The organism is Microbacterium sp. ZXT2-5, assembly GCF_055329545.1.
The window spans coordinates 2504244-2519161 of sequence record NZ_JBUZWD010000001.1 but is presented as its reverse complement, the minus strand read 5'-3'; the positions used below and the strand labels follow the sequence as shown (position 1 = coordinate 2519161).

16 protein-coding genes are annotated in these 14918 nt (G+C 74.1%); 8 read left to right on the top strand and 8 right to left on the bottom strand.

Annotation, left to right across the window (positions count from 1 at the left end; translation table 11 throughout):
• The first annotated feature begins 42 nt into the window (after positions 1-42).
• From ACZBH1_RS11115 to ACZBH1_RS11090, 6 genes are read left to right on the top strand one after another with little or no spacing between them, the layout of a single operon-like run.
• Positions 43-1221, top strand: a complete 1179-nt coding sequence (locus tag ACZBH1_RS11115) for a ThiF family adenylyltransferase (protein WP_463646401.1) — start codon at positions 43-45, stop codon at positions 1219-1221.
• A complete protein-coding gene (locus tag ACZBH1_RS11110) occupies positions 1218-2462 on the top strand; it encodes a molybdopterin molybdotransferase MoeA (RefSeq protein WP_463646400.1) in 1245 nt (414 codons plus the stop codon). The genes ACZBH1_RS11115 and ACZBH1_RS11110 overlap by 4 nt, the downstream gene beginning before the upstream one ends.
• Positions 2459-2953: a cyclic pyranopterin monophosphate synthase MoaC gene (gene moaC, locus ACZBH1_RS11105; protein ID WP_336394898.1), complete on the top strand. Its 495-nt coding sequence runs from the start codon at positions 2459-2461 to the stop codon at positions 2951-2953. The genes ACZBH1_RS11110 and moaC overlap by 4 nt, the downstream gene beginning before the upstream one ends.
• The gene (gene mobA, locus ACZBH1_RS11100; protein WP_452324605.1) at positions 2953-3600 is read left to right on the top strand and encodes a molybdenum cofactor guanylyltransferase; all 648 of its coding nucleotides are present in this window, start codon (positions 2953-2955) and stop codon (positions 3598-3600) included. Before moaC ends, mobA begins: the two co-directional genes overlap by 1 nt.
• A complete protein-coding gene (locus tag ACZBH1_RS11095) occupies positions 3597-3866 on the top strand; it encodes a DUF6457 domain-containing protein (RefSeq protein ID WP_463646399.1) in 270 nt (89 codons plus the stop codon). The genes mobA and ACZBH1_RS11095 overlap by 4 nt, the downstream gene beginning before the upstream one ends.
• The gene (locus ACZBH1_RS11090) at positions 3866-4099 is read left to right on the top strand and encodes a MoaD/ThiS family protein (RefSeq protein WP_336394895.1); all 234 of its coding nucleotides are present in this window, start codon (positions 3866-3868) and stop codon (positions 4097-4099) included. The genes ACZBH1_RS11095 and ACZBH1_RS11090 overlap by 1 nt, the downstream gene beginning before the upstream one ends.
• Positions 4100-4119: 20 nt before the next feature.
• On the opposite strand, the gene ACZBH1_RS11085 is transcribed toward ACZBH1_RS11090, so the two are convergent.
• The 7 genes from ACZBH1_RS11085 to ACZBH1_RS11055 form a co-directional block, all read right to left on the bottom strand.
• On the bottom strand, positions 4120-4560 hold the full coding sequence (locus ACZBH1_RS11085; protein ID WP_378884582.1) for a molybdenum cofactor biosynthesis protein MoaE: 441 nt from the start codon (positions 4558-4560) through the stop codon (positions 4120-4122).
• A complete protein-coding gene (locus ACZBH1_RS11080; RefSeq protein ID WP_336394893.1) occupies positions 4560-5039 on the bottom strand; it encodes a MogA/MoaB family molybdenum cofactor biosynthesis protein in 480 nt (159 codons plus the stop codon). The genes ACZBH1_RS11085 and ACZBH1_RS11080 overlap by 1 nt, the downstream gene beginning before the upstream one ends.
• A 28-nt stretch (positions 5040-5067) precedes the next feature.
• Positions 5068-7524 carry an FdhF/YdeP family oxidoreductase gene (locus tag ACZBH1_RS11075; protein ID WP_463646398.1) on the bottom strand — a complete coding sequence of 819 codons (2457 nt, stop codon included), beginning with the start codon at positions 7522-7524 and terminating at the stop codon, positions 5068-5070.
• A 133-nt stretch (positions 7525-7657) separates the two neighbouring features.
• Entirely contained in the window at positions 7658-8227 is a 570-nt protein-coding gene (gene lepB, locus ACZBH1_RS11070; RefSeq protein ID WP_463646397.1) for a signal peptidase I, read from the bottom strand.
• Complete coding sequence (locus ACZBH1_RS11065; protein WP_463646396.1) at positions 8224-8910, bottom strand: DUF305 domain-containing protein; 687 nt, start codon at positions 8908-8910, stop codon at positions 8224-8226. The genes lepB and ACZBH1_RS11065 overlap by 4 nt, the downstream gene beginning before the upstream one ends.
• A 74-nt stretch (positions 8911-8984) precedes the next feature.
• Positions 8985-10901 (bottom strand): copper amine oxidase, encoded by a 1917-nt coding sequence (locus ACZBH1_RS11060; RefSeq protein WP_463646395.1) that lies wholly within the window; start codon positions 10899-10901, stop codon positions 8985-8987.
• Between the two features lie 17 nt (positions 10902-10918).
• The gene (locus tag ACZBH1_RS11055; protein WP_463646394.1) at positions 10919-11761 is read right to left on the bottom strand and encodes a hypothetical protein; all 843 of its coding nucleotides are present in this window, start codon (positions 11759-11761) and stop codon (positions 10919-10921) included.
• Between the two features lie 247 nt (positions 11762-12008).
• Between ACZBH1_RS11055 and ACZBH1_RS11050 the strand changes: the two genes are divergently transcribed.
• Both ACZBH1_RS11050 and ACZBH1_RS11045 read left to right on the top strand, forming a co-directional pair.
• The gene (locus tag ACZBH1_RS11050) at positions 12009-13448 is read left to right on the top strand and encodes an APC family permease (RefSeq protein WP_452324609.1); all 1440 of its coding nucleotides are present in this window, start codon (positions 12009-12011) and stop codon (positions 13446-13448) included.
• A 23-nt stretch (positions 13449-13471) separates the two neighbouring features.
• On the top strand, positions 13472-14191 hold the full coding sequence (locus ACZBH1_RS11045) for an IclR family transcriptional regulator (protein WP_452324610.1): 720 nt from the start codon (positions 13472-13474) through the stop codon (positions 14189-14191).
• Between the two features lie 46 nt (positions 14192-14237).
• On the opposite strand, the gene ACZBH1_RS11040 is transcribed toward ACZBH1_RS11045, so the two are convergent.
• On the bottom strand, positions 14238-14882 hold the full coding sequence (locus tag ACZBH1_RS11040) for a DUF305 domain-containing protein (RefSeq protein WP_463646393.1): 645 nt from the start codon (positions 14880-14882) through the stop codon (positions 14238-14240).
• Positions 14883-14918: the final 36 nt, after the last annotated feature.

The window sequence follows — 14918 nt, the reverse complement described above, 5'->3', positions numbered from 1 at the left end:
CATCGCAGCGCCGCCGCCGCGGGCGCGGCGTAGCCTGTCGGCATGGCCTTTCCTCCACTCGTCGAGCCGGTCGCCGAGCTCACCGCCGCGGAGAGCACGCGCACCGCGCGCCACCGCGTCCTGGCGGGATTCGGCGACGTCGCGCAGCGCCGCCTCGCCGCCGCCCACGTCGCCGTGGTCGGTGCGGGCGGTCTCGGCTCCCCCGCCGTGCTGGCCCTCGCGGCCGCCGGCGTCGGCACCCTCACCATCATCGACGACGACCTGGTGGAGGCATCCAATCTGCAGCGCCAGGTCATGCACCGCACGCGCGACGTCGGGGCGCCGAAGGTCGACTCGGCCGTGCGCATCGCCGCCGACTTGTCGCCGACCACCGTCGTGCGCGCGGTGCGAGCCGTGCTCACCCCCGCGAACGCCGTCGAACTCCTGGCCGGCGCGCACGTCGTCGTGGACGGCACCGACACCTTCGAGACGCGCGAGACCGTCGCGGCCGCCTGCGAGCAGCTCGGCGTGCCGCTCGTGTGGGGCGTCGTGCAGGAGTTCCACGCCCAGGCGACGGTGTTCTGGTCGTCGCCGCCGGCCGGAGCGGCCCCCGTGCGCCTCGCGGACCTGTACCCGCCGGATCCCGCGCGCGACGCCCCCACCTGTGCGCAGGTCGGCGTGCTCGGTGCGCTGTGCCTGCAGGTCGGCTCGCTCCTGTCCATCGAGGCGATCAAGCTCATCACCGGCGTCGGCGAGCCCCTCCTCGGGCGCGTGCTCGTCATCGACGCCCTCCGCGGCCGCACCTCCGAGGTCCCGCTGCGCCCCGCCGCCACGACCGCCGGCGGAGGGCGCGCGACGCCCGCCGAGCGCGGTGCGGCCGCCGAACGCGGGGCGCCCGCCGCACGACCGGGTGCGGAGCCGACCCCCCGCACGCCGATCCCGCAGCTGACGCCCACCGAGGCGCTCGCCGCGCAGCAGGCGGGCGCGGTGCTGCTCGACGTGCGGGAGCCCTTCGAGACCGAGCGCGGCGTCATCCCGGGATCGACGCTCCGCCCGCTCGCCGAGGTGCTCGCCGACCCCGGCAGGATGGGCGCCGCGCCCGTGGTCGTGGTGTGCCAGGTGGGGATGCGCGCGCAGCGCGCGGCGGCGGCCCTCCGCGGCGCGGGGATCGAGGCATCCGTGCTCGCCGGCGGCATCGAGGCGTGGACGCGCGAGACCGCCGACGCGGCGGTGGACGCGTGAGCGGGCTGCGCAGCGTCGAAGAGCACCTCGCCGACGTGCTGGCGGCCGCCGAGCCGCTCGAGGCCGAGCGGCTGCCGCTCGCCGCGGCGCACGGCCGCACGCTGCGCGCGCCGGTGCACGCCGCGGTCGACATCCCCGTGTTCGACAACTCCGCCATGGACGGGTTCGCTGTACGCTTCGCGGACGTCGCGGATGCCGCGCCCGCCGCACCCGCCGCCCTCCGGGTCGTCGCGGACCTGCCCGCCGGCTCCGACGCCGACCCGCGCGTGGCTGCGGGCGAGGCGGCCCGCATCATGACGGGATCGGCGCTGCCGACCGACGCCGACGCCATCGTCCCGTTCGAGGACACCGCGGGCGGCCTCGCCGATTCCCTCGGAACGATCTCGGTCCTCGCCGCCCCCCGTGCGGTGGGGGCCCACATCCGCCGCGCCGGCGAGGACGCGCGCGCCGGCGACGAGGTGCTCCCCGGCGGCGCGCTCCTGGGCCCCCTGCAGCTCGCGGCCGCCGCGGCGGCCGGTGTCGCCGAGGTGGTGGTCGCGCGGCGCCCGCGTGTCGCCGTCATCTCCACGGGCAGCGAGCTCGTGGAACCGGGCTCGCCGCTGCGCCGCGGCCAGATCCCGGAGTCCAACAGCTTCCTGCTCGCCGCCCTCGCCGCGGAGGCAGGAGCGGACGTGGTGCGCCGCGCGAGCGTCTCCGACGAGGGCGGCGGACTCGAGACGCTGCTCGCGGAGGTGACCGACGCGCGATCGTCCGACCGCGCCGACGTGGTGATCTTCTCGGGCGGCGTGAGCGCCGGAGCGTACGAGGTCGTCAAGACCACGCTCAGCGGCCGCATGAGCTTCTCGAGGGTGGCGATGCAGCCCGGCAAGCCGCAGGGGTTCGGCCGCCTGGAGTCGGGAACGCTGCTGTTCGGGCTTCCGGGCAACCCGGTCAGTGCCGCGGTGTCGTTCGAGGTGTTCGTCCGGCCGGCGCTGCTGCGCCTGCAGGGACGGGAGGTGCTCGATCGGCCCGTGATCACGCTCCGCGCCGCGGCCGGCTGGCGCACCCCGCCCGCGCGGCGGCAGTACCTGCCGGTGACGATCGACCGGTCGGTCCCTGGCGGATGGCTCGCCGTGCCCGCCACGAGCGGCGGGTCGCACCTCGCCGGCGGACTCGGCCGCGCCGAGGCCTACGCCGTGGTGCCGGCGGAGACGGATGCCGTCGCGGCGGGCGATCCCGTCGATGTCATGCTGATCTCATGAGCACGCACGAGCAGCCGACGTTCACGCATCTCGACGACGCCGGGAACGCCCGCATGGTCGACGTGACCCTCAAGCAGCCGACGGTGCGTTCGGCGACCGCCCGTGGGTTCGTGCGCTGTGCGCCCGAGGTCGTCGCGGCGCTGCGGGATGGGTCGGTGCCGAAGGGCGACGTGCTCGCCGTCGCCCGCATCTCCGGCATCCAGGCCGCCAAGCGCACCCCCGAGCTGCTCCCACTCGCCCATGTCATCGGCGTGCACGGCGCAGCGGTCGACCTCGCGATCGAGGACGACGGCGTCGCGATCGAGGCGACGGTCCGCACCGCCGACCGCACCGGGGTCGAGATGGAGGCCCTCACCGCCGTCTCGGTGGCCGCCCTCGCGGTGGTCGACATGGTGAAGGGCATCGACAAGGGCACGTCGATCGAGAACGTGCGGATCATCGCCAAGACCGGGGGCAAGAGCGGCGACTGGCGCCGCCCGGCCGGGGAATGATGGCCGCGCCGACCGATCCTCGCCGACTCGGCGCGATCCTCCTGGCCGGCGGCCGGTCCACGCGCGTCGGCGGCGCGACGAAGCCGCTGTTCGAGGTCGGCGGCCGCACGCTGCTGTCGACAGCCGTGTCGGCGGCGACGGATGCCGGGGCCCGGCCGATCACCGTCGTGGCACCGGTCCTCGACGAGACGCTGCCGGTGACCTGGGTGCGCGAGGACCCGCCGTTCGGCGGCCCCGCCGCGGCGGTCGTCACCGCGCTCGGGACGTGGCCCGCCGCGACGGACCCGGAGTGGACGCTCCTCCTCGCGTGCGACCTCCCCTGGGCAGGGCAGGCGGTGCGCCGCCTCGTGGACGACCTGCCGCTCCTGCCGCCCGACACCGACGGCCTCTGCCTCGGCGACGGGTCGAGCCGGCCCCAGTGGCTCACCGGCGCCTACCGCACGAGGGCGCTGCGGGCCGCGGCATCCGCTCTCCCGGACGCCGGACGCGACCAGCCGGTGCGCGCGCTCGTCGCCGAACTCGCGATCGCCGTCGTGGCGGCGCCGGACGACCTGACCCGCGACGTCGACACGTGGCAGGATCTGGAGGAGGCACGCGCGCGAGCCGATCGCGCGGCGCACGACCGGATCTCGGAGGAGCCGTCATGAGCGAGCAGTCCCGCACCCTTCCGCCCGAAGCCCTCGACGACTGGGCGGCGGCGCTGCGCGACCGCTTCGGCCTCGGCGAGGCCGACGTGCCGGTCGGCGCGGTGCTCGACCTCGCGCGCGATGTGGCCAACGGCGTCGCCCGGCCGGCCGCTCCCCTCGGCGCCTTCGTCGCGGGCCTCGTCGCCGGACGCGCGGGGACCGACCCGGAGGAGGTGCGCGCGGCGCTGGCCGCGGTCACCGCGATGGCGAACAGCTGGGAGCAGTAGTGGCCGTCGTCCGCTATTTCGCCGCCGCACAGGAGGCCACGGGTCTCGACAGCGAGCGCCGCACCGAGACGACGCTCGGCGATCTGCGGCGCGCGGTGGCGAAGGAGCACCAGGGCCTCGGCGGCATCCTCCCCCGCTGCGCCGTGCTGGTGGGCGGCTCGCGCGTCGGCGACGACACGCCCCTCGGCGCCGACGACCTCGTCGACGTGCTCCCGCCCTTCGCCGGCGGCTGAGCCGTCACGCCGCGGCGGGATCAGCCGCCCAGGCCGAGCCAGGTGGCGGTGCCGTCCGATTCGACCTGCTTCTTCCAGACGGGGAGGTCGGTCTTGATCGTCTCGATCAGCGTGCGACACACCTCGAACGCCGTGGCCCGGTGGGCGGAGGCGACCGCGATCACCACGGCGGCGTCGCCGACCTGGAGCGTCCCCACGCGGTGGGACACCGCCACCAGCGCCTCGGTCGACCCGACGGCGGCCGTCGCCAGGCGCCTGAGCCCGGCCTCGGCATCGGGGTGCGCCGAGTACTCGAGCGCGACGACTGTGGTCGCGGCATCCGGATCGTGATCGCGGACGCGACCGACGAACGTCGTGACCGCCCCCATCCGCGGGTCGTCGATCGCACGCAGGTGGGCGTCGACGTCGAGCGGCTCAGCGCTGATCGCCGCGATCCGCACCGCATCGGTCGAGACGGCCATCAGTGATCGCCGCCGGTGAGCTGGTCCAGCACGTGACGGGCCACCGACACGACGACGGGCATGCCGGATGCCACGGCCGCCGGCGACCCCGGAAGGTTCACCACGAGCGCGCCGTGCGGGTCGACCGCACCGGCGATGCCGCGTGTCAGGATGGCGGCCGGCTTCTCGGCCGCGCCGCGCCGTCGCAGCTCCTCGGCGATGCCGGGGAGCTCGCGCGTCACCACGCGCGCCGTGCCCTCGGGCGTCTGGTCACGCGGCGACACCCCGGTGCCGCCCGTCGTGATGACGAGCTTCACGCCGGCCATGATCTCGGCGGTCAGGGCCCGCTCGACGTTGTCGGCGCCGTCGGGCACGATCACCGCGTCATCGCAGTCGAAGCCGGCCTCCCGCAGCGCCGCGACCGCGATCGGGCCGCTCTCGTCGGGTCGGGTGCCTGCGGCCGAGCGGTCGGAGAAGCAGATGACGGCGGCTCGGGTCATGCCCCCAGCCTAGGCATGCGCCGCGCCCTCACGCGCGGGACTCGAGGCGCACGACCACGGACTTCGACGTCGGGGTGCCGGAGACATCGGCGACCGAGTCGAGCGGCACCAGGACGTTGGTCTCGGGGTAGTAGGCGGCCGCGTTCCCCCGGGGCGTGCGGTACGCGACGATGCGGAACTCCTCGGCGCGACGCTCCTCGATGCTCCCGTCGGGCCGCGTCCACTCCGAGACGAGGTCGACGACGTCGTCCTCGGCGAACCCGAGCGACACGATGTCCTTCTCGTTCACCAGCACGACGCGGCGGCCGCCGTGGATGCCGCGGTACCGGTCGTCCTTGCCGTAGATCGTCGTGTTGTACTGATCGTGGGAGCGCAGCGTCTGCAGCAGCAGGCGTCCGCGCGGGATCACCGGGTACACGAGGGGGTTGACCGTGAACCGGGCCCTGCCGTCGACGGTGGCGAACCGGCGCGCGTCGCGCGGGCCGTTGGGAAGGTGGAGCGTGCGCCCCTTGTCGATGCGCTCCTCGTAGTCCTCGAACCCCGGGATGACGCGTTCGATGTGGGCCCGGATCAACGCGTAGTCAGCCTCGAGCGCGGCCCAGTCCGCCTGCGGGACGTTGTGCGGCCCGCCGCTGGTCCCGGCTGCCGGGACGGTGCCGTCGCTCTCCTCCGCCGGGGTGCGCTCGGGATAGCCGCGCTCGTGGCGGGTGGCGCCCGTGTGCGCGGACGCGGGCGCGAGAGTGGCCGGCGCCTCCTCGGTCGCGCCGGGCTCAGGACCGAAGACCAGCGCGCTCAGGCGCGAGACGATCGCCACCTCGCTGAGCAGGTCCTCGGCGGGGGGCGCCAGCCGGCCGCGCGAGGCGTGCACGGCGCCCATGGAATCCTCCACCGTGACACGCTGCTCGCGACCGCCGCGGCGGTCCCGGTCGGTGCGCCCGAGGGTGGGGAGGATGAGCGCCCGCCGCCCCGTCACGACGTGGGAGCGGTTGAGCTTGGTCGACACCTGCACGGTGAGTCCCACCCGCGCCATCCCCGCCTCGACGACGGCGGTGTCGGGCGTGGCCGACACGAAGTTGCCGCCCATGCCCATGAAGAAGCGGACGCGTCCGTCGCGCATCGCCCGGATCGCCTCCACCGTGTCGAACCCGTGCTCACGCGGAGCGGCGAAGCCGAACTCCTGGTCGAGCGCGTCGAGGAAGGCGGCGGACGGCTTCTCGTAGATGCCGACCGTGCGGTCGCCCTGCACGTTGGAGTGCCCCCGCACGGGGCACACGCCGGCGCCGGTGCGTCCGATGTTGCCCTGCAGCAGCAGCATGTTCACCACGTCGCGGAGCATCGGCACGGAGTGCTTGTGCTGGGTGAGTCCCATCGCCCAGCAGACGATGGTGGCCTTGGAGGCGCGCACCGCCTCGCCCACCCGGCGCAGCGCCTTCTCGGGCAGCCCGGTGGCGGCGACGAGCTCTCGCCACGGGGCATCCGCCATCGCCTGACGGTAGGCCTCGAAACCGCTCGTGTGCGCCGCGATGAACTCGTGGTCGAGCACACCGCCGTCGGCCGCCTCCGCCTCGAGCAGGTGCTTGCCGATCGCCTGGAACAGCGCCTGGTCGCCGCCGAGCCGGATCTGCATGAACTCGTCGGCGAGCTTCGTGCCGCCGAAGGCGACGCCGCGCACCGTCTGCGGATTCTCGAAGCGCATCAGGCCCGCCTCGGGGAGCGGGTTCACCGCGATGATCGTCGCCCCGCGCTGCTTGGCCTTCTCGAGCGCCGACAGCATGCGCGGATGGTTTGTGCCGGGGTTCTGCCCCGCGACGATGAGCAGGTCGGCGTCGTGGATGTCGTCGATCGACACCGTGCCCTTGCCGATCCCGATGGTCTCGGTGAGCGCCGAGCCGCTGGACTCATGGCACATGTTCGAGCAGTCCGGCAGGTTGTTGGTCCCGATGCCGCGCACCAGCAGCTGGTAGAGGAACGCGGCCTCGTTCGACGTGCGGCCCGAGGTGTAGAACACCGCCTCGTCGGGGTCCTCGAGCGATCGCAGCTCGTCGGCGATCAGCCGCAGCGCGTCGTCCCACGAGATCGGGCGGTAGTGGGTCGCGCCCTCCTCCCGCACCATCGGGTGCGTCAGCCGCCCCTGCTGACCGAGCCACCAGTCGTCGTGCGCGCGCAGCTCGTCGAGGGAGTGCTCCGCGAAGAACTCCGGCCCGACCCGCCGCAGCGTCGCCTCCTCGGCGACCGCCTTCGCGCCGTTCTCGCAGAACTCCGCGACATGGCGCCTGTCCTCCTCCGGCCAGGCGCACCCGGGGCAGTCGAAGCCGTCCTTCTGGTTGACGCGCAGCAGCGTCTGGACCGAGCGGGTCACGCCCATCTGCTCGGTCGCCATCTCGAGGGCGTGCAGCACCGCCGGCACGCCCACGGCGACCTTCTTCGGTCGTGTGACGTGCACGCGGGACTCGTCGATATCCGCTCTCGGGGGCTTCGTCGCCATGTCTCCAGGCTATGCCTCGCCGGGCCGCCCCGGCGCGTCCTCCTCCGCTGAACGGGAAGGAGAGCGGATGCCGGGCCAAGCCGCGGCGGCGCGCGGCCGGCCGCGGCGCCCCGGGCACGCTGCGGCGCGGGGCTCAGCTCCACCACAGGCGCGCGACGCCGCGAAGGTCCGCGAGCGGTACGCCGCCGTGCCCCGGCTCCGACACCGACAGGCGCGAATCGGCGGAGGCGGCGCGGTTGTCGCCCATGACCCACACGGCGTCCTCCGGCACGGTGACACGGAAGGGGATGTCGCCGCCGGGGCGGGATGCCGGGGCGTAGGGCTCGTCGACCGGCTGCCCGTTGACGACGAGCCTCCCGGTGCCGGCCTCGCAGCAGACGACCACGTCACCCTCGACGCCGACGACCCGCTTCACCAGGAGCGCATCCGGCGTGCCCGACCAGCCCTCGCGATCGACGAGCAGCACGACGTCGCCGCGCGCGGGTGCGCTCCAGCGGTCGAACACCACGGTGTCGCCGCCGCGCAGCGCCGGGCTCATGGAGTCGTTCTGCACGGTCGCGACCCCGAGCCCCGCGGCCAGGACGGCGGCGACCGCGACAGGCCCGGCGGCGGCGAACGCCCACGCGAGCGGGCGCCGGCCCCGCCGGGCGGCGGGCGACTCCGCCGAGGGGACGGTCGCTGCGCGCGCGCCGGTCCGGGTCATGGCGGGCCTTCGAGCAGCGACGTCATGGCGGCGACTTCGCGTTCCTGCTCGATGAGCACGTGCTTGCCCGAGGTGCGCGCGAACGCATTCGTGCCGTCGCGCACGACACGCTCCGCCATCACGAGGGCGCCCTCGTGATGGACGATCATGAGCTCGAGGAACATCCGGTCGGCCGCGGCGCCCTCGGCGGCGTGGAGGGCGGCGAGCTGCTCGACGGTGGCCATGCCCTTCATCTCCGTGTGACCGTGATCGTCGCAGCCGGACGGGATGCCTCCCGCCGGCGCGACGGCCGCCGCGTGCGCCCCGTGGCCCGTGTGCTCCGAATCCGTCGGGAGGGCCCGTCGCCAGGCATCCTGCCATGCCCGCATCGTCTGGATCTCGCCGCTCTGATCGGCGACGATGAACTCGGCGAGCGCCCGGGTGCGATCCCTCACGCCGTCGGCGTCGAGCACGAGCCGGCTCAGCTCGAGCGCCTGCTCGTGATGCGGGATCATGCCCTCGATGTAGCAGTGGTCCACCACCGTCGGGTAGGCGGCGGTCGCGGCATCCGTCATCCCCGAGGCGGCGACGGCCTGGGGCGCGGACGTCGCGGGAACCGTCATGCCGAGAGCGACGGCGGCGCCGCCGACGAGCGCGGTGGAGACGGCGAGAACCACCCCGGTGGCCGCGATGCGATGGGGCATCGGATTCCTTTCGGGTCGGACGGCGGGTGCGTCGAGCGGGGCGGCGCGCTGCGCGCACCGCCCCGCGGCGGGGTTCAGGCCTGCGCCCTCAGCCCCTGCTGGCGACGCATGTGCCACGCGGTGCCCGCGAGGCCCGCACCGGCGACCAGGAGCACCAGGCCCGACATGGCCCAGCGGTTCGCGTCGGTGCCGGTCGTCGCGAGCGCCCCGAAGACCGCCGAGGGCGAGGCGGATGCCACTGTGAAGGTGCCCTGCGCCGCCGCCGACGACGTCTGACCCGTCAGCACGAGCGTGTGCTCGCCGGCCGGGGTGTCGGACGGGACGACGAACTGCACGGTCACCTCTCCCTCGCTGTCGGCGACGAACGTGCCGACGTCGACCGGGTCGGAGTGCATCACGGCGCTGACGGTCTCGCCGGGGGTGAACCCGCCGGCCGACGCGGTCTGCGCCGCGCCCGGGGCGACCTCGGGCTGGCCGAAGGTGACGGGTGCCGCCGTCGAGGCCGCCGCGTCACCTCCGCCGCTGCCGCTGCCGTTGCCGCCGCCGTTCCCGTTGCCGTTGCCGTTCCCGCCGTTGCCGTTGCCGTTGCCGTTGCCGTTGCCGGCGTCGGTCGGAGTCGGCGTCGGGGTCGGGGTGGGCTCCGTCGTGGGGGCCGGCGTCGGCGACGCCGTCGGGGTCGGGGTGATGTTCGGGTTCGGGACGCCCCGCATGTCGCCGTTGACCCACTTGCGGCCCTCGGGGATGTTGGGGTTCTGTGCGGCGAAGTCCCGCGGGTAGAGGGTGAAGCCCTGCCAGTGGATCGGCATCGGGCTCTGGTCCTCGTCGCGGTTGATGTGGTGGAAGCCCACGTTCACCCACGCCACCGGGTCCTCGAGCGTCTCGCCGTCGGCGATGTAGTCGGTGACCATCTGCCCCGCCTTCGACGGGATCAGGTTGTAGCTGGCGTGGATCTCGTCGGACTTGGCGGCCGTGAAGGCGATGTCGAAGTCCGTCTCGGGGTTCAGGTTGTACGCCTGGTCGCGCGGCACGATGATCTCGTACGAGCGGGCGTGTCCGTCGGCGTTGAGGCTCTCGGGGTTCACGACCCGGTACGCCTCGCGGTTGGCCCCCATCGTCTTGGTCTCGTTCGTGACCTGCGTGACCTGCGTCTCGAGGATCGCGGTGTGGCCGGTGTCGCCGGTCGTGCCGTGCTCGCCGGTCGGCGTCGTCGCGAACTTCTCGACCACCTGGCCGGCGCCGGAGTCGATGCCGAAGTCCACGCGCCAGAACGCCGAGTGGTAGTGGTTGACCGCGAAGTCCTCCTGGCCCGGCGCGATCGGCCAGCCCTGGTTGACGACGTCGACGTAGTCGTTCGGCGACAGGTCGCCGGTCGCGCCGAGGCGCACCGAGATCTCGCCGTCGTCGTGGAAGCGGTACTCGGTCTGGTACTCGTACCACCCGATGCGCGACACCGTGTGCAGCACGAGGTCGGTGCCCTGCGCGGCGTACAGCGCATCCCGCGCGATGTTCGAGCGGTACGCGAGGCCGGAGTCCTCCTCGCCGATGCAGATCGCGGGGATCTCGCCGCGGGTGGCGTCGACCCACGAGGTGCGCACCTCGCCGACCGGGCAGTCGACGGCTTCGATGGCCTGCAGGCGACGGCCGCCGACCTGATAGGTGGTGACGTCGTTGTACTCGGTCGCGCCGGTGTCATAGGGCACGTTCAGCTGTGCGAGGGCGATCGAGTCGAGCACGAGGATCGGCGCCGCATCGTCTCGCGGCTGGTAGGCCACCTTGTCGAGCACGAGGCCCCGGTAGGTGTCCAGGCGCCAGCACATCTGCCAGCTCGATCCGGCCTCGAGCGTCTCCGAGACGAGGGAGTCGCCGGAGCAGGATGCCTCGGTGACGGTCTGCGCCGAGGCGGCCGCGGGCGCCGACAGCACCAGTCCGCCCGCGAGCAGGGCCATCGCGGTGCCCGCGCCGAGCAGCCGGCGAAGGGAGGGTCGTTTCATCGGGAGTGTCTCCATGGTCATGAGATGGACAGGACGGCACGCGTCGAGAGGTTGACGACGAACGTGCTGGTGGTGAGGAAGGCCCCGCCGTCGACCTGGGCGAGCACCTGCACGCACCGGTCGACGCCGCACGATTCGGCGCCGAAGGATCCGGCATCCGTCACGAAGGAGTGGGCGGTGAGGAGGACCTCGGCGGATGCCGGGGTGAGCGCGGAGCCGCCCGTGAGCGCCGCGAACTCGTCGACGACGGGCTGAGCCGCCTCCGAGCCGAGCAGCAGCTCCCACGCGAGCGCCGTCTCGGCGTCGGTCGGCGCCGGCTGGGTGCCCGACGCGCGATCGACCGACTCGACGGCACCGGTGGTCGCGTTGACGATCATGCTCACCGTCTCGTTCGTGCCGTAGTCGTAGTAGAGCGAGAGCAGACGCCGCTGCCCGTCGGCGTACGCCTGCGGGTCGGCGACGTCGGTGGACAGGAACTGCAGTCCGGCGTCGCCGAAGACGTCCTCGCCGGCGGCGAACGCCGCGTCCTGGGCGCCGAGGAAGCGGACGTACTCCACCTCGGCTCCCGTGAGAGCGTCGTAGGCGGCGGCGATCGCCGGGGGCTTGGCGACCTCCGCCGCCTTCTCGGGCGCGTCCTCGTCGGTGCTGTCGGCGGCGATGGGGGTGGCCGGCGGGGTCTCGGGAGACGACGTCGCCTGCACGGCGGTCTGCGTGGCGAAGACGAGGGCGACGGCGGCTGCCGCGGCGGCGACCGCGGAGCCGATGCCGAGCGCCCGCGGCGTCAGCACACCGCCTCGGCGAGCGCGCTGCCGCTCCGGGGGTGGCGAGTCCCCGTCAGGAGAGAGCTGTGTATCGGTCACAGGAGTCCTTTCGATGGCGAAGACGCGGCTGCACCCGCGTCGGGCCGATTCTTCGCCGGCGCCGTTTCCCCGCGGTATGGAGCGGCGAACGCCGATCGAAATCATGCTGAGACGACGGGGCGGCCGGGCGCCGCGGATGTCTCAGGCGGTGTCACAGCGCCGAAACACACTCCGCGCTTTCCGGCAACGCACGGGCGGTAGCCTCGCGCGCAGCCGGATCGCGGCGAGCCCGGTGCGAGGAGGACGCGTGAGCAGTGCACTCGCGGACGCGATCGAGCAGGCTCGACCGCGGCGGGATCTGGGCGGCAGTTCGCCGTTCGCGGGGCTGCGCCGGCGGCACGCGCACACGGTCGACGTCGTCGCGCAGTCGGTCGCCGCGACCGCACCCGCCGGCGTCCTGCTCGTGCACCCGGGTGCCCTCTTCGCGCGGAGCGGCTCGTTCGGGTTCTTCGACATCGCCCTCACCATCACCCTGGTCGTCGGCGTCGGCCTCGTCATCGGCATCTTCGCCCGGCGCATCGCGAGCACCGGCGCGCTCTACACCTTCGCCGCGCGCGGTCTCGGACCCCATATCGGCCTCGTGACCGGGGCGGCCCTCGGCATCGGCTATCTGGCGGTCGCGATGAACACGCTCGCTTCGGGTTCGCACCGACTCGCCGATCTCCTCAGCGGCGGTCCCGCCTCGCCGCTGCTGGTGATCGCGCTCATCATCGGATTCGGCGCGGTCATCGCCCTCGTCGTCGCGCGCGGCCTGCGCATGTCCACGCGCGTCCTCCTCGTGCTGGAATCCGTCGCGGTGCTGACGGTGCTGGGCCTCTCGGTGGCGGCGCTGGGCGTGAGCCGCTGGGACGTCGGCCTGCTGGTCCCGCGCGCGGCCGACTTCTCGATGGAGGCGATCATCACCGGCGTCGCCTTCTCGCTCATCGGCTTCGTCGGATTCGAGAGCGGCGCCGCGCTGGGTCCCGAGACGCGGCGTCCGTTCGCCGCCGTCCCGCGCGCGGTGATGTGGAGCGTCGGTGCGACCGGCCTGGTCATGCTCGTCGGCACGGCTGCCCAGCTGTCCATCGTCGCCGAGCAGCCGGGCGCGGCATCCCTCGCCGCCGTGACCGGGTTCGCGCACCTCATCGATGTCATCGTCGCGGTCTCGTTCCTCGCCTGCGCGCTCGCGATGACCACCGCCGCGACCCGCCTCGCGTTCGCCATGAGCCGCGAGGGGCTGCTCCCCGCCGCGCTCGGGCACGTGTCCCGGCGCGGGGTGCCCGCGATCGGCGGGCTGATCCTCGCGGCGACGGTCACCGCCGTCCCGGTGGCGGTGCTCGCCGCGGGCGGCAGCCGTCAGGACATGCGCGTCGTCACCTCGCCGGCTTCGATCCTCGGTTTCGTGCTGGCGTACGCCCTGGTGTGCGCGGCCGCGCCCGTCTTCCTCGGGCGGATCGGGGAGCTCACCGCCCGGGCGGTGGTCGTGAGCACGGTGCCGCTCGCAGGTCTGCTGTGCGTGCTCGCGTTCTACGTCGGCGTGACGATGCGCGAGAACCCCGCGGGCCTCCTGTGGGCGGCGGGCATCCTCGCCGCCGTCGTGGGCGCCGGCACCGTGCGCCTGCTGCGCAACCCCGCGGTGGCGGCCCGCATCGGCGTGCACGACTGGCCGGTCGACGCAGACACGATCGACGGGTCGGCGCGGAGGTGAGCGGGGCGGGTCTCCCGCGCGACATGCCGTTGCCGGAGAGGGGCCTGGGACTCGCGCTCGAGATCCTCGAGCAGGTCGCGCGCGACCATCACGGCGCCTCGGCCGCCGAGATCGCCCGCGCGGTCGGCGCGCCGCGGGCCACCGTGTACCGCGTCGTCAACGCGCTGGTGCGCGACGAGTACCTGGTGCGCCGTGCCGACTTCTCCGGCTTCGTCCTCGGCACCCGCGTGCTCGAGCTCGCGGCTGTCGTCGGAGCCCGCTCCCGACCCGACCACGCGGACGTGGTGGACCGGCTGCGCGCCGAGACCGGCGAGGCGGTGCACCTGTTCGCCTTCCACCGGACCGGCCTGGTGGTGCTCGACGAGGACGGCACACGCCCCCTCTCCGACCGCGACGCCCTGCTCGGCGATCCGCTGCGCTCGGCGATCGGGCACCTGTGGCTCGTCGCCCACCCCGACCGCCGCATGCCGCGGGCCCCGAGCTGGGGCAGCGGCGCACCGGCCGAGGACGTCCGAGCGATCCGTGAGGCCTACGCCGTGCGCGGGTACACCGAGCAGGGCGCGCTCCTCGCACCCGACCGCGGGTGCCTCGCGGTGCCCATCCACGACCACGCCGCCCGCCCCGTCGGCGCCGTGACCCTGTCGACGGCGATCGGGCGGCTCTCCGTCGCGGCGCGCCACGTCGGAGCATTGCGCGACGCGGCGCGCGCCCTCGCTCCGCTGGGCTCCCTCAGCGGCTGGTGACCCGCGGCGGGAGAGGGCGACGGATGCCGCGCCCCGCCGCCCGCGCTCACGGCGCCGCGTCGAGGATCCCGCGCAGCGTCTCCTGGTCGGCGCGCGCCTGCCTCAGCACCGCCTCGGCCGACTCCGCGACGGCCGGGTGCGGGTCGCCGTCGAGGATGAGCCCGATGAGTGCCACCATGCCGGCGTTCTGATCGCGCAGGATCTCGGCGAACCGGCGTTCGGCGTCGGGGTGCTTCGCGTCGACGAATCCCTGCACCGTGCTCCACGTCGGCATGCCGGGCATCTGCGCGTGGTCGGCGCCGTGACCACCGCAGGGGCCGTCCTTCGGCGGCTCGACCGGGCGTGCGTCCGCCCACGAGAGGTACCACTCGCGAAGCCGGTCGAGCTCGTCGGCGTCGCGCGCCGCGATGCCACCGGCGAACCCCAGGGCACCGGCGTCGATCCCGTCCTTGCGCAGCAGCGTCGCGGCCAGCTCAGACTCCTCGACGCGGTAGTAGATCATCGCCTCGACGTAGCAGTAGTCGTCGGGGGTGACCTCGTGCGCGCCGGCCGACGGTGTCCGGCTGGGCGAGGGCGCGGCATCCGTCTTCCCCGCCGAAGGCGCCCCTGCCGCCACGGCCAGCGCGACGCCCGCGGCCGCCGTCGCCAGGGCGAGCGTCAGCGCGACGACGACGACTGCTCTGCGGCGCACGCGAGACCTCCGGAACGGCGAGGATCCGGTTCGGGT

Coding starts and splice junctions, on each gene's coding strand:
- moaC (WP_336394898.1), top strand. CDS start 2,459: ATGAGCACGCACGAGCAGCCGACGTTCACGCATCTCGACGACGCCGGG.
- ACZBH1_RS11095 (WP_463646399.1), top strand. CDS start 3,597: ATGAGCGAGCAGTCCCGCACCCTTCCGCCCGAAGCCCTCGACGACTGG.
- lepB (WP_463646397.1), bottom strand. CDS start 8,227: ATGACCCGGACCGGCGCGCGCGCAGCGACCGTCCCCTCGGCGGAGTCG.
- ACZBH1_RS11115 (WP_463646401.1), top strand. CDS start 43: ATGGCCTTTCCTCCACTCGTCGAGCCGGTCGCCGAGCTCACCGCCGCG.
- mobA (WP_452324605.1), top strand. CDS start 2,953: ATGGCCGCGCCGACCGATCCTCGCCGACTCGGCGCGATCCTCCTGGCC.
- ACZBH1_RS11065 (WP_463646396.1), bottom strand. CDS start 8,910: ATGCCCCATCGCATCGCGGCCACCGGGGTGGTTCTCGCCGTCTCCACC.
- ACZBH1_RS11085 (WP_378884582.1), bottom strand. CDS start 4,560: ATGGCCGTCTCGACCGATGCGGTGCGGATCGCGGCGATCAGCGCTGAG.
- ACZBH1_RS11075 (WP_463646398.1), bottom strand. CDS start 7,524: ATGGCGACGAAGCCCCCGAGAGCGGATATCGACGAGTCCCGCGTGCAC.
- ACZBH1_RS11045 (WP_452324610.1), top strand. CDS start 13,472: ATGCCGTTGCCGGAGAGGGGCCTGGGACTCGCGCTCGAGATCCTCGAG.
- ACZBH1_RS11060 (WP_463646395.1), bottom strand. CDS start 10,901: ATGAAACGACCCTCCCTTCGCCGGCTGCTCGGCGCGGGCACCGCGATG.
- ACZBH1_RS11080 (WP_336394893.1), bottom strand. CDS start 5,039: ATGACCCGAGCCGCCGTCATCTGCTTCTCCGACCGCTCGGCCGCAGGC.